Raw genomic sequence first — 12,243 nt, forward strand, 5'->3', positions numbered from 1 at the left:
CGGCCTTAAGCGACGTAGCAGATGACTTCGCCGCCAACGCCCGTTGCACGTGCCTTGCGGTCCGTCATCACGCCCTTCGGCGTCGACACGATTGCGACACCGAGACCATTCATGACCACGGGGATGTCGTTGCGGCCGCGGTACACACGCAGACCCGGCTTCGAAACGCGTTCAATGCGCTCGATGACCGGACGGCCAGCGTAATACTTCAACACGATGTTCAATTCTGACTTCGCACCTTCGGACTTCACTGCGAAATCGTCGATATAACCTTCGTCCTTCAGGACCTGCGCAATCGCAACCTTGACTTTCGACGAGGGCATAGTCACCGAAACCTTCTCGACCATCTGCGCATTGCGGATGCGAGTCAGCATATCGGCGATAGGATCACTCATGCTCATTTATGTTTCTCCTATTACCAGCTCGCCTTGGTCAGGCCAGGGATCTCGCCGCGGAACGCGATTTCACGAATCTTGTTACGCGCCAGCCCGAATTTACGGAACGTGCCGCGCGGACGACCGGTAATTGCGCAACGGTTGCGCTTACGAGTCGGATTGGAGTTACGCGGCAGTTGCTGCAGTTCCAGACGTGCTGCGTAATGCTCTTCGTCCGACTTGCTCATATCGCTAATGATCGCCTTCAACTCTGCACGCTTGGGAGCGTACTTAGCAGCGAGACGAGCACGCTTCTTTTCACGTTCGATCAGTGCCAGTTTAGCCACGGTAACCTCAGTTTCTGAACGGGAACTTGAAGCTGGCGAGCAGAGCCTTTGCTTCATCGTCAGTCTTCGCAGTCGTCGTGATGCTGATGTTCAGCCCACGCAGTGCGTCGATCTTGTCGTAGTCGATTTCGGGGAAAATAATCTGCTCTTTCACACCGATGTTGTAGTTGCCGCGACCATCGAACGCCTTGCCCGACACACCGCGGAAGTCGCGCACACGGGGGAGCGCAACCGTCACGAAACGGTCGAGGAATTCGTACATTGCTTGGCCACGCAGCGTGACCATTGCACCGATCGGATAGCCCTGACGGATCTTGAAGCCAGCGATTGCCTTACGCGCCTTCGTGATCACAGGCTTCTGACCAGCGATCTTCGTCAGATCGCCAACGGCGTTTTCGATGATCTTCTTGTCAGCGATCGCTTCGCCAAGGCCCATGTTCAGGGTGATCTTGGTGATGCGCGGCACTTCCATCACGGACTTGTAACCGAACTTCTCGATGAGGCCGGGTACAACCTTCTCTTTGTAAAACTCTTGCAAACGAGCCATTTTTTACTCCGCAGCGTCAGGCGCTCAGCACGGCACCGGTCGTCTTCAGGAAACGGACTTTCTTGTCTCCTTCGACCTTGATGCCTACACGCGATGGCTTGCCATTCGCGTCGACCAATGCGACGTTCGAAATTTGCAGCGGCATCGTCTTGGCTTCCACGCCGCCCGTCGTACCCTTCATCGGGTTCGGCTTGACGTGCTTCTTGACGAGGTTGATGCCCTCGACAGTCACGGTTTCGCCGTGAACGGCCAGCACAACGCCACGCTTGCCTTTATCTTTGCCGGTAATGACGATAACTTCGTCACCCTTGCGAATCTTGTTCATCGCGACTCCTTACAGCACTTCAGGCGCCAGCGAAACGATCTTCATGAATCGTTCGCTGCGCAACTCGCGCGTGACAGGCCCAAAAATACGGGTGCCAATAGGTTCGAGCTTGGTATTCAGCAGCACTGCGGCATTGCCGTCGAACTTGATCAGCGAGCCGTCCTGACGGCGCACGCCCTTGGCGGTGCGAACCACCACGGCGTTGTAAATTTCGCCTTTCTTCACGCGCCCGCGCGGCGTTGCCTCTTTGACAGTCACCTTGATGATGTCGCCAATACTGGCATAACGACGCTTCGAGCCGCCGAGCACCTTGATGCACATGACTTCACGTGCACCCGTGTTGTCGGCTACTTCAAGCCGAGTTTCGGTCTGGATCATGGTTTATCTTTCCCAACTTAATCCGGTTACACCACCATGGTGCTTCCCGGTCAGTCTTGGTCCCGTCAGCCAATCGGCTGCTTGGGTTAGAACAGCAGCGACGGCAAACGAAACCCGCCATCGCAATCCGGTGAATCCTTCGATACAGGCTGGCGCCCGAACCGCTTCCCCCACCAACTTCGCCCGCGACGGGGCTCCCACAAAGAGGGAAGACCGAGATTATATCAAATAATCCCGGTCTTGCAAGCGAAACTTACTGCGATTTCAACTACTTCTACAGCTTTGCGACATTAGATGACGCGAGCAGCCTCGACCAGGCGAGCCACAACCCAAGCCTTCGTCTTCGAAATCGGACGAGTTTCCTGGATTTCAACGAGGTCGCCCTCGTTGTACGTGTTCGCATCGTCATGCGCGTGGTACTTCTTCGAACGCACGACGTACTTGCCGTAGATCGGGTGCTTCACGCGGTGTTCGACCAGCACGGTAACCGTCTTGTCCATCTTGTTGCTGACGACCTTGCCGACCAGCGTCCGCTTGAGCGAGGTTTTTACGCTATCGTTCATTTCTGGTTCGCCTTCTCAGTCAGGACGGTCCGCACACGTGCGATGTCGCGACGGACCTTCTTCAGCTGGCTCGTGTTCGTGAGCTGCTGGGTCGCGAGTTGCATGCGCAGGCCGAATTGCGCCTTCAGCAGGTCCGACAGCTCCTTGTTGAGCGCGGCCTGATCTTTCTGGTGAAGTTCGGAAGCCTTCATCATTTGCTCCTTAGGCGCCGAGCTGACGCACGATAAACGTCGTCTTCAGCGGCAGCTTCGCTGCAGCCAGACGGAACGCTTCGCGCGCCAGTTCTTCGGTTACGCCGTCCATTTCGTACAGCATCTTGCCCGGTTGAATCTCAGCGACGTAGTACTCCGGGTTACCCTTACCGTTACCCATACGCACTTCAGCCGGCTTGGTCGAGATCGGCTTGTCCGGGAAAATGCGGATCCAGATGCGGCCACCGCGCTTGATGTGACGCGTCATTGCACGACGCGCCGCTTCGATCTGGCGCGCGGTCAGACGGCCACGACCGACAGCCTTCAGGCCGAATTCACCGAACGACACCGCGTTGCCGCGGGTAGCAACGCCGGTGTTACGACCTTTCTGCTCTTTGCGATACTTTCTGCGTTTCGGTTGCAGCATCGTTATTCTCCAGTCTTCCCGTCGCCGGCACCGCCAGCACGACGGGGAGCGCCACGGCGTGCACCTGCCGGGCCACCACCTTCACCATCACGACGCGGACGGCGATCGCCACCCGGACGTGCGTTGCGGCGCGGACGCTTTTCTTCGGCGACTTCTTCGACCACCGGTGCGTCGTTGCGGCCGAGCGTGTCGCCCTTGTAGACCCACACCTTCACGCCGATGATGCCGTACGTCGTCTTTGCTTCCGACGTTGCGTAGTCGATATCAGCACGCAGCGTATGAAGCGGCACGCGACCTTCGCGATACCATTCCGTACGGGCGATTTCGATACCGTTCAGACGGCCAGCGCTCATGATCTTGATGCCTTGAGCACCCAGACGCATCGCGTTCTGCATCGCACGCTTCATCGCGCGGCGGAACATAATCCGGCGCTCAAGCTGTTGCGTGATCGAATCAGCGATCAGTTGCGCGTCGGTTTCCGGCTTGCGGATTTCTTCGATGTTGACGTGAACCGGAACGCCCATGCGCTTTTGCAACTCGGACTTCAGCAGTTCGATATCCTCGCCCTTCTTGCCGATCACGACACCCGGACGCGAGCTGAAAATCGTGATACGTGCGTTCTTTGCAGGACGCTCGATCACCACGCGGCCGACGGACGCGTTCTTCAGCTTCTTCTTCAGGTATTCACGAACACCGATGTCTTCCTGCAACATCGCCGCGAAATTGTTGTTGTTCGCGTACCAACGCGAAGCCCAATTGCGGCTGACGGCCAAACGGAAGCCAGTCGGATGAATTTTCTGTCCCATCGTATGACCCCTTAATTCCCGACCGTCACAGTGATGTGACAGGATTGCTTCTCGATGCGGTTACCGCGGCCCTTGGCGCGTGCGGTGAAACGCTTCAGCGATGCTGCCTTGTCGACGTAGATGCTCGTGATCTTGAGCTCGTCGATATCGGCACCTTCGTTGTGCTCCGCATTCGCGATCGCCGACAGCACGACCTTTTTCACGATTCCCGCAGCCTTCTTCGGCGAGAACGTCAGAACGTTCAGCGCCTTGTCGACCGGCAAACCGCGGATCTGGTCAGCCACAAGGCGCGTTTTCTGCGCCGAGATGCGGGCACCGCGATGAATTGCTTTCACTTCCATCTTGATTGCCCCTTATTTCTTGGCCTTCTTGTCGGCCGCGTGACCCTTGAACGTACGGGTCAGTGCGAACTCGCCAAGCTTGTGGCCGACCATGTTTTCCGTGACATACACCGGAACGTGTTGACGGCCGTTGTGCACGGCGATCGTCAGACCGATGAAGTCCGGCAGGATCGTCGAGCGACGCGACCAGGTCTTGATCGGTTTCTTGTCACGCGATGCTGCAGCCGCCTCAACCTTCTTCAGCAAATGGGCGTCGCAGAACGGACCTTTCTTAATAGAACGTGCCATTGCCTACTCCTTAACGCTTGTGACGGCGCTGGACGATCATGCTCGTCGTGCGCTTGTTGCTGCGGGTGCGATAGCCCTTCGCCGGCGTACCCCACGGGCTCACCGGATCGCGACCAGCCGCAGTCTTGCCTTCGCCACCACCATGCGGGTGGTCGACCGGGTTCATTGCAACGCCGCGCACCGTCGGACGGATACCGCGCCAGCGGTTTGCGCCAGCCTTACCGATTTGACGGAGGCTATGCTCTTCGTTGCCCACTTCACCGATCGTCGCGCGGCATTCAACGTGCACGCGGCGGATTTCGCCCGAACGCAGACGAACCTGCGCGTAGACGCCTTCGCGAGCCAGCAGCATTGCCGACGTACCAGCCGAACGCGCCATCTGCGCGCCCTTGCCCGGCAGCATTTCGATGCAGTGAATCGTCGTACCGACCGGAATGTTGCGGATCGGCAGCGTGTTACCTGCGCGGATCGGCGCTTCCGAACCCGACATCAGTTGCTGACCGACGGTGACACCCTTCGGCGCGATGATGTAGCGGCGCTCGCCGTCTGCGTACAGAACCAGCGCGATGTTCGCGCTACGGTTCGGGTCGTACTCGAGACGCTCGACCTTGGCCGGAATGCCATCCTTCGTACGACGGAAGTCGATGACGCGATAGTGATGCTTGTGACCACCACCCTTGTGACGCGTGGTGATGTGGCCGTTGTTGTTACGGCCGGCGGTCGAGGATTGCGTGTCGAGCAGCGCAGCGAACGGCTTGCCCTTGTGCAGTTCCTTGTTGACCACCTTGACCATCGCGCGGCGACCCGGCGAAGTCGGCTTAACTTTCACGATTGCCATGATTACTTGGCCTCCGCTTCAAAGTTGATTTCCTGGCCGGGCTTCAGGCAGACATACGCCTTCTTCACGTCCTTGCGCTTGCCCATGAAGCGACCAAAGCGCTTGGCTTTGCCCTTCGCGACCAGCACGTTGACGGAATCGACTTCCACCTTGAACAGCAGCTCGACTGCGGCCTTCACTTCCTGCTTCGTGGCATCCGGCGCGACTTCGAACACAACCTGCTCGTTCTTGTCGGCAACCAGCGTCGCCTTTTCGGAGACCACCGGCGCGAGCAGGACCTGCATCAAACGATGATCGTTCTTGCGAATCTCGCTCATGACAGCAACTCCTCGATCTGGGCGACCGCAGCCTTCGTGATCAGGACTTTCTTGAAGTAGATCAGCGACAGCGGGTCGGCGTAACGCGGCTCGACAACCGCCACGTGGGCGAGGTTGCGCGACGCGAGGTACAGGTTTTCGTCAACCGTGTCGGTGATCACCAGCACGGAGTCGAGACCCATCGCCTTGAATTTTTCGGCCAGCAGCTTCGTCTTCGGCGCTTCGAGCGTCAGCTCGTCGACCACCGAGATGCGGCCTTCGCGAGCCAGCTGCGAGAAGATCGAGCAGAGACCTGCGCGATGCATCTTCTTGTTGACCTTGTGCGAAAAGTTTTCTTCCGGCGAATTCGGGAAGATACGGCCACCGCCGCGCCACAGCGGGCTCGACGACATACCGGCACGGGCACGGCCCGTACCCTTCTGGCGCCACGGCTTCTTGGTCGTGTGCTTGACCTGCTCACGATCCTTCTGCGCGCGGTTGCCGCTACGGGCATTCGCCTGGTACGCAACCACAACCTGGTGAATCAGGGCTTCGTTGTAGTCACGGCCGAACACGACGTCCGACGCGCTAACGCCTGCACCTTCCTGACCATTGGCATTCAGGAGCTTAAGTTCCATTATTTCGCTCCTTTCACGGCACGCGTCTTCACGGCCGGCGTAACGAATACCTTGCCACCCTTCGCACCCGGAACGGCGCCCTTGACCAGCAGCAACTTGCGGTCAGCGTCGATACGAGCGATTTCGAGGTTTTGCACCGTTACATTCTCGTCACCCATGTGACCGGTCATGCGCTTACCCGGAAAAACACGACCCGGATCCTGCGCCATACCGATCGAGCCCGGCACGTTGTGCGAGCGCGAGTTACCGTGCGATGCACGGCCGGACGAGAAGTTGTAACGCTTGATGGTACCGGCGTAGCCCTTACCGATCGACACGCCTTGCACGTCAACCTTCTGGCCCACTTCGAACAGTTCGGGACCAACCACGGTGCCGTTCGACAACTCGGCAGCCTTGGCGGCATCGATCTTGAATTCTTTGAGGATTTCACCGGCTTGAACACCGGCTTTGGCGAGATGACCTGCCAACGGCTTCGTCACGCGCGATGCACGGCGCGTACCGAATGCAACCTGCACGGCCGTGTAGCCGTCGGTTTCAACAGTCTTGATCTGCGTCACGCGGTTGTCGGACACGTCCAGCACGGTGACGGGAATCGAATCCCCTTCAGCCGTGAAGATACGGGTCATGCCAACCTTGCGACCTACGAGTCCAAGGCTCATCGTTTTCTCCATTCCCGACTGCGATTGGTCGGGGCTAATTTACAAAATGCCGGCGCCGTTTCGGGCATGAAACCATGCTGCAGCACGCCGACTTTTTTACGCAAATGCGCGAAAAGCCTAGCATTATAGCGAGGCCTTTCGTTTTTCGCAAGCAATCAATGACTTAGCGTTCTCCGATCAACCTGAGAACCGCTGGAAGCCTTACTGCAGCTTGATTTCAACGTCCACGCCGGCCGGCAGATCCAGCTTCATCAGCGCGTCGACGGTCTTGTCCGTCGGATCGACGATGTCCATCAGACGCAGGTGCGTGCGGATTTCGAGCTGATCACGCGACGTCTTGTTGACGTGCGGCGAACGCAGGATGTCGAAACGTTGAATACGGGTCGGCAGGGGCACCGGGCCACGAACGATTGCGCCAGTCCGCTTTGCCGTGTCGACGATCTCAGCTGCCGATTGATCGATCAGGCGATAGTCGAAAGCCTTCAGGCGAATGCGGATTTTCTGGTTTTGCATGACGAATTCCTTGAAAAGAGCGAGGCGATATTGCACCGCCAATTAGAAAAAGAACGTAGGCCCGGGCGCTCGCAGGGAGCGAGTGCCCGGACCCGGGCACAGCAAATACAGCAATCTTCGATTTTACTCGATGATCTTGGCGACGACACCAGCGCCGACCGTACGACCGCCTTCGCGAATCGCGAAACGCAGACCTTCTTCCATCGCGATCGGGTTGATCAGCTTCACCGTGATCGACACGTTGTCGCCCGGCATCACCATTTCCTTGTCCTTCGGCAGCTCGATCGAACCCGTCACGTCCGTCGTACGGAAGTAGAACTGCGGACGGTAGTTGTTGAAGAACGGCGTGTGGCGGCCGCCTTCATCCTTGCTCAGCACGTACACCTCTGCCGTGAAGTGCGTGTGCGGGTTGATCGAACCCGGCTTCGCCAGAACCTGACCACGCTCCACGTCTTCACGCTTCGTGCCGCGCAGCAGGATACCCACGTTGTCGCCTGCCTGCCCCTGGTCGAGCAGCTTGCGGAACATTTCCACGCCCGTGCAGGTCGTCTTGGCCGTTGCGCGGATACCGACGATCTCGATTTCCTCGCCGACCTTGATGATGCCGCGCTCGACGCGACCCGTCACCACCGTGCCGCGACCCGAGATCGAGAACACGTCTTCCACCGGCATCAGGAACGAACCGTCAACCGCGCGCTCCGGCGTCGGGATGTACGTGTCCAGCGCGTCGGCCAGGCTCATGATCGCCACTTCGCCCAGTTCGCCCTTGTCGCCTTCCAGCGCCAGCTTGGCCGAACCCTTGATGATCGGCGTGTCGTCGCCCGGGAAGTCGTACTTCGACAGAAGTTCGCGCACTTCCATCTCGACGAGCTCCAGCAGCTCAGCGTCGTCCACCATGTCGCACTTGTTCAGGAACACGATGATGTACGGAACGCCAACCTGGCGCGCCAGCAGGATGTGCTCACGCGTTTGCGGCATCGGGCCGTCTGCGGCCGAGCACACCAGGATTGCGCCGTCCATCTGCGCTGCGCCCGTGATCATGTTCTTCACGTAGTCGGCGTGGCCCGGGCAGTCGACGTGTGCGTAGTGGCGGTTTGCCGTTTCGTACTCGACGTGCGCGGTGTTGATCGTAATACCACGCGCCTTTTCTTCCGGCGCTGCATCGATCTGGTCGTATGCCTTCGCTTCGCCGCCGAACTTCTGCGTCAGAACCGTCGTGATCGCCGCCGTCAGCGTGGTCTTGCCGTGGTCAACGTGACCGATCGTGCCCACGTTCACGTGCGGCTTGGTCCGTTCGAATTTACCTTTAGCCATGTTTCTCTTCTTTCAAAAAGTTAATCGTTGAATGACTTTACCGCGCGCTTACTTCGACTTCGCGTTGATGATCGCTTCGGACACGTTACGCGGAGCTTCAGCATAGTGCTTGAATTCCATCGTGTACGTTGCACGCCCCTGGGTCAGCGAACGCAGCGACGTCGAGTAGCCGAACATTTCTGACAGCGGCACTTCGGCGCGAACGATCTTGCCGCCGCCAACCATGTCGTCCATGCCCTGGACGATACCGCGACGGCCCGACAGATCGCCCATCACGTTGCCCATGTAGTCTTCCGGCGTTTCGACTTCGACTGCCATCATCGGTTCGAGGATGACCGGCTGAGCCTTGCGCATCGCTTCCTTGAACGCCATCGAACCAGCCATGCGGAACGCATTTTCGTTCGAGTCGACGTCGTGGTACGAACCGAACGTCAGGTGAACCTTCACGTCAACGACCGGGAAGCCAGCCAGCACGCCGGCCTTCAGCGTTTCCTGGATACCCTTGTCGACTGCCGGGATGTATTCACGCGGAATCACGCCGCCCTTGATCTCGTCCAGGAACTCGTAGCCCTTGCCTTGCTCGTTCGGCTCGAGCGTGATGACCGCGTGACCGTACTGGCCGCGACCACCCGACTGCTTGACGAACTTGCCGTCAACGTCTTCCGCCTTGCCGCGAATAGTTTCGCGGTAAGCCACTTGCGGCTTGCCAACCGTTGCTTCGACGCCGAACTCACGCTTCATCCGGTCGACCAGAATTTCCAGGTGGAGCTCACCCATACCCGAAATAATGGTTTGACCCGATTCCTCGTCCGTTTGAACGCGGAACGACGGATCTTCCTGCGCCAGACGGTTCAGCGCCAGCCCCATCTTTTCCTGGTCCGGCTTCGTCTTCGGCTCAACAGCCTGCGAAATCACCGGTTCCGGGAAAATCATGCGCTCGAGCACGATCGGGCTCGTCGGATCGCACAGCGTGTCGCCGGTGGTCGCATCCTTCAGGCCAACCGCAGCAGCGATGTCGCCTGCGCGCACTTCCTTGATTTCTTCGCGCTGATTCGCGTGCATCTGCAAAATACGGCCCAGACGTTCCTTCTTGTCCTTGGTCGCGTTCAGCAGCGTGTCGCCAGAATTCACCACACCAGAGTACACACGGAAGAAGATCAGTTGGCCGACGAACGGGTCGGTCATGATCTTGAATGCCAGTGCCGAGAACTTTTCGTCGTCGGCTGCGCGGCGCTCGCCCCTTTCACCGTTTTCCAGCTCGCCGGTAACCGGCGGGATGTCGATCGGCGACGGCAGGAAGTCGAGCACGGCGTCCAGCATGCGCTGCACGCCCTTGTTCTTGAACGCGGTGCCGCACAGCATCGGCTGGATTTCGCAAGCGATCGTACGGTCGCGCAGACCCTTGATGATTTCTTCCTCGGTCAGCTCGCCCGACTCGAGGTACTTGTTCATCATGTCTTCGCTGGCTTCAGCCGCGGCTTCGACCATCTTTTCACGCCATTCGTTGCACGTGTCGACGAGTTCTGCCGGGATGTCTTCGTACGAGAACTTGGTACCCTGGGATGCGTCGTCCCAAATGATCGCCTTCATCTTCATCAGGTCGACGACACCCGTGAAGTTTTCTTCCGCGCCGATAGGCACGACGACCGGAACCGGATTCGCCTTCAAACGCAGCTTGAGCTGGTCGTAGACCTTGAAGAAGTTCGCGCCGGTACGGTCCATCTTGTTGATGAACGCGAGACGGGGCACCTTGTACTTGTTAGCCTGACGCCACACGGTTTCCGACTGGGGCTGCACGCCACCCACGGCGCAGTACACCATGCAGGCACCGTCGAGCACGCGCATCGAGCGCTCGACTTCAATCGTGAAGTCGACGTGGCCCGGGGTGTCGATAATGTTGATGCGGTGCTCGGCGCGGTCGCCCGCCATGCCCTTCCAGAATGCCGTGGTAGCAGCGGAAGTAATCGTGATGCCGCGTTCCTGCTCCTGCTCCATCCAGTCCATGGTGGCAGCGCCGTCGTGAACTTCACCAATCTTGTGGTTCACGCCGGTGTAGAACAGAATGCGCTCGGTCGTCGTCGTTTTGCCGGCGTCGATGTGAGCGCTGATACCGATGTTACGGTAGCGCTCGATAGGTGTCTTGCGAGCCACTTTGATCCTCTATTGGGATGACGCGATGCGAGAAATACCCATCGCGCTGTAACACAAACGGGCGAGGCGCTCTGGAAGCGCACCCGCCCGGAATTTCTTTCCGTTTTTCGCTAAACCCGGAACCGGGAAGCTTAGAAACGGAAGTGCGAGAACGCCTTGTTGGCTTCTGCCATCCGGTGAACTTCGTCGCGCTTCTTCATCGCGCCGCCGCGGCCTTCAGCCGCTTCGGAGAGTTCACCTGCCAGCCGCAGGGCCATCGACTTCTCGCTGCGCTTCTTCGCGGCTTCACGCAGCCAACGCATCGCCAATGCCATACGACGCGACGGACGCACTTCGACCGGAACCTGATAGTTCGCACCACCAACGCGGCGGCTCTTCACTTCGACCACCGGCTTGACGTTGTTGAGCGCCACCGTGAACACTTCCAGCGGGTCCTTGCCACCCTTGGTCTGGATCTGTTCGAAAGCGCCGTACACGATACGCTCGGCAACCGACTTCTTGCCGGAGAGCATCAGCACGTTCATGAATTTTGCTACATCTACGTTACCGAATTTCGGATCCGGCAACACTTCCCGCTTGGGGACTTCGCGACGACGCGGCATGTTTCTTCCTTTACCTTTTCAGTTGGAGCTATTTCAGCTCCGCGGCCACCAACTAACCCGATTCATCCCTAAGACTTACCAGCCTGGTCGGGTGACCACTTACTCGATAGCGCCGGCAATTCCGGCACCATCGCTATTACCGCCATGACAGGCGACCTGAAACTACGAGTGACCGGCTAATTACTTGCCAGCCTTGGCACGCTTCGCGCCGTACTTCGAGCGAGCCTGCTTACGATCCTTGACGCCCTGGGTATCCAGCGAGCCGCGAACCATGTGGTAACGCACACCCGGCAAGTCCTTCACACGGCCGCCGCGAATCAGCACGACCGAGTGTTCCTGCAGGTTGTGGCCTTCACCACCGATGTACGAAATGACTTCGAAGCCGTTCGTCAGACGAACCTTGGCGACCTTACGGAGTGCCGAGTTCGGCTTCTTCGGCGTCGTCGTGTACACACGGGTGCACACGCCGCGACGCTGGGGGCAGTCCTGCAAGGCCGGGCTCTTGCTTTTCGTCGTTTCCGACGTGCGGCCTTTGCGAACCAGTTGATTGATGGTTGGCATTGTTTATTCCTGAAATTGAACAAAATCGACGCATCTGTTTCCGGGCAAAGCGGAAACGCCTGCGCATCGAACTTCCGGATGGCC

20 protein-coding genes are annotated in these 12,243 nt (G+C 58.7%); all 20 read right to left on the minus strand.

The window, feature by feature from the left end; translation table 11 throughout:
• Positions 1 to 5: 5 nt before the first annotated feature.
• Positions 6 to 401 (minus strand): 30S ribosomal protein S8, encoded by a 396-nt coding sequence (rpsH, locus tag F3J20_RS21755; RefSeq protein WP_006052216.1) that lies wholly within the window; start codon positions 399 to 401, stop codon positions 6 to 8.
• A gap of 14 nt (positions 402 to 415) precedes the next feature.
• Complete coding sequence (gene rpsN / locus F3J20_RS21760; RefSeq protein ID WP_013340737.1) at positions 416 to 721, minus strand: 30S ribosomal protein S14; 306 nt, start codon at positions 719 to 721, stop codon at positions 416 to 418.
• Positions 722 to 728: 7 nt separating this feature from the next.
• The gene (rplE, locus tag F3J20_RS21765; protein WP_085489231.1) at positions 729 to 1,268 is read right to left on the minus strand and encodes a 50S ribosomal protein L5; all 540 of its coding nucleotides are present in this window, start codon (positions 1,266 to 1,268) and stop codon (positions 729 to 731) included.
• Between the two features lie 16 nt (positions 1,269 to 1,284).
• Positions 1,285 to 1,593: a 50S ribosomal protein L24 gene (rplX, locus tag F3J20_RS21770; protein WP_008923340.1), complete on the minus strand. Its 309-nt coding sequence runs from the start codon at positions 1,591 to 1,593 to the stop codon at positions 1,285 to 1,287.
• 9 nt (positions 1,594 to 1,602) lie between these two features.
• On the minus strand, positions 1,603 to 1,971 hold the full coding sequence (rplN, locus tag F3J20_RS21775) for a 50S ribosomal protein L14 (protein ID WP_006998478.1): 369 nt from the start codon (positions 1,969 to 1,971) through the stop codon (positions 1,603 to 1,605).
• Between the two features lie 290 nt (positions 1,972 to 2,261).
• Positions 2,262 to 2,534, minus strand: coding sequence for a 30S ribosomal protein S17 (gene rpsQ / locus F3J20_RS21780; RefSeq protein ID WP_007180129.1), 273 nt, complete (start codon positions 2,532 to 2,534; stop codon positions 2,262 to 2,264).
• On the minus strand, positions 2,531 to 2,725 hold the full coding sequence (gene rpmC, locus F3J20_RS21785; RefSeq protein WP_007180130.1) for a 50S ribosomal protein L29: 195 nt from the start codon (positions 2,723 to 2,725) through the stop codon (positions 2,531 to 2,533). The genes rpsQ and rpmC overlap by 4 nt, the downstream gene beginning before the upstream one ends.
• A gap of 10 nt (positions 2,726 to 2,735) precedes the next feature.
• The gene (rplP, locus tag F3J20_RS21790) at positions 2,736 to 3,152 is read right to left on the minus strand and encodes a 50S ribosomal protein L16 (RefSeq protein ID WP_008923342.1); all 417 of its coding nucleotides are present in this window, start codon (positions 3,150 to 3,152) and stop codon (positions 2,736 to 2,738) included.
• Between the two features lie 2 nt (positions 3,153 to 3,154).
• Complete coding sequence (gene rpsC, locus F3J20_RS21795) at positions 3,155 to 3,958, minus strand: 30S ribosomal protein S3 (protein ID WP_167284480.1); 804 nt, start codon at positions 3,956 to 3,958, stop codon at positions 3,155 to 3,157.
• An 11-nt stretch (positions 3,959 to 3,969) separates the two neighbouring features.
• Positions 3,970 to 4,299, minus strand: a complete 330-nt coding sequence (rplV, locus tag F3J20_RS21800) for a 50S ribosomal protein L22 (RefSeq protein WP_007730533.1) — start codon at positions 4,297 to 4,299, stop codon at positions 3,970 to 3,972.
• Between the two features lie 12 nt (positions 4,300 to 4,311).
• The gene (gene rpsS / locus F3J20_RS21805; RefSeq protein WP_006998484.1) at positions 4,312 to 4,587 is read right to left on the minus strand and encodes a 30S ribosomal protein S19; all 276 of its coding nucleotides are present in this window, start codon (positions 4,585 to 4,587) and stop codon (positions 4,312 to 4,314) included.
• Positions 4,588 to 4,597: 10 nt separating this feature from the next.
• Entirely contained in the window at positions 4,598 to 5,425 is an 828-nt protein-coding gene (gene rplB / locus F3J20_RS21810; RefSeq protein ID WP_167045424.1) for a 50S ribosomal protein L2, read from the minus strand.
• A 2-nt stretch (positions 5,426 to 5,427) separates the two neighbouring features.
• A complete protein-coding gene (rplW, locus tag F3J20_RS21815) occupies positions 5,428 to 5,742 on the minus strand; it encodes a 50S ribosomal protein L23 (RefSeq protein WP_008923345.1) in 315 nt (104 codons plus the stop codon).
• Positions 5,739 to 6,359, minus strand: coding sequence for a 50S ribosomal protein L4 (rplD, locus tag F3J20_RS21820; RefSeq protein WP_008923346.1), 621 nt, complete (start codon positions 6,357 to 6,359; stop codon positions 5,739 to 5,741). Before rplD ends, rplW begins: the two co-directional genes overlap by 4 nt.
• Positions 6,359 to 7,018: a 50S ribosomal protein L3 gene (gene rplC, locus F3J20_RS21825; RefSeq protein WP_167045421.1), complete on the minus strand. Its 660-nt coding sequence runs from the start codon at positions 7,016 to 7,018 to the stop codon at positions 6,359 to 6,361. Before rplC ends, rplD begins: the two co-directional genes overlap by 1 nt.
• A gap of 201 nt (positions 7,019 to 7,219) precedes the next feature.
• Positions 7,220 to 7,531 carry a 30S ribosomal protein S10 gene (gene rpsJ / locus F3J20_RS21830; RefSeq protein WP_017777154.1) on the minus strand — a complete coding sequence of 104 codons (312 nt, stop codon included), beginning with the start codon at positions 7,529 to 7,531 and terminating at the stop codon, positions 7,220 to 7,222.
• Positions 7,532 to 7,654: 123 nt separating this feature from the next.
• Positions 7,655 to 8,845, minus strand: coding sequence for an elongation factor Tu (gene tuf, locus F3J20_RS21835; RefSeq protein ID WP_167045394.1), 1,191 nt, complete (start codon positions 8,843 to 8,845; stop codon positions 7,655 to 7,657).
• Between the two features lie 48 nt (positions 8,846 to 8,893).
• Positions 8,894 to 10,996 (minus strand): elongation factor G, encoded by a 2,103-nt coding sequence (gene fusA, locus F3J20_RS21840; protein ID WP_167045418.1) that lies wholly within the window; start codon positions 10,994 to 10,996, stop codon positions 8,894 to 8,896.
• Positions 10,997 to 11,127: 131 nt separating this feature from the next.
• Positions 11,128 to 11,598 carry a 30S ribosomal protein S7 gene (gene rpsG, locus F3J20_RS21845; RefSeq protein WP_006053291.1) on the minus strand — a complete coding sequence of 157 codons (471 nt, stop codon included), beginning with the start codon at positions 11,596 to 11,598 and terminating at the stop codon, positions 11,128 to 11,130.
• A 180-nt stretch (positions 11,599 to 11,778) separates the two neighbouring features.
• Positions 11,779 to 12,159 carry a 30S ribosomal protein S12 gene (gene rpsL / locus F3J20_RS21850; protein WP_006053290.1) on the minus strand — a complete coding sequence of 127 codons (381 nt, stop codon included), beginning with the start codon at positions 12,157 to 12,159 and terminating at the stop codon, positions 11,779 to 11,781.
• Positions 12,160 to 12,243: the final 84 nt, after the last annotated feature.

Source organism: Paraburkholderia sp. Cy-641, assembly GCF_011752945.1.
GTDB lineage: Bacteria > Pseudomonadota > Gammaproteobacteria > Burkholderiales > Burkholderiaceae > Paraburkholderia.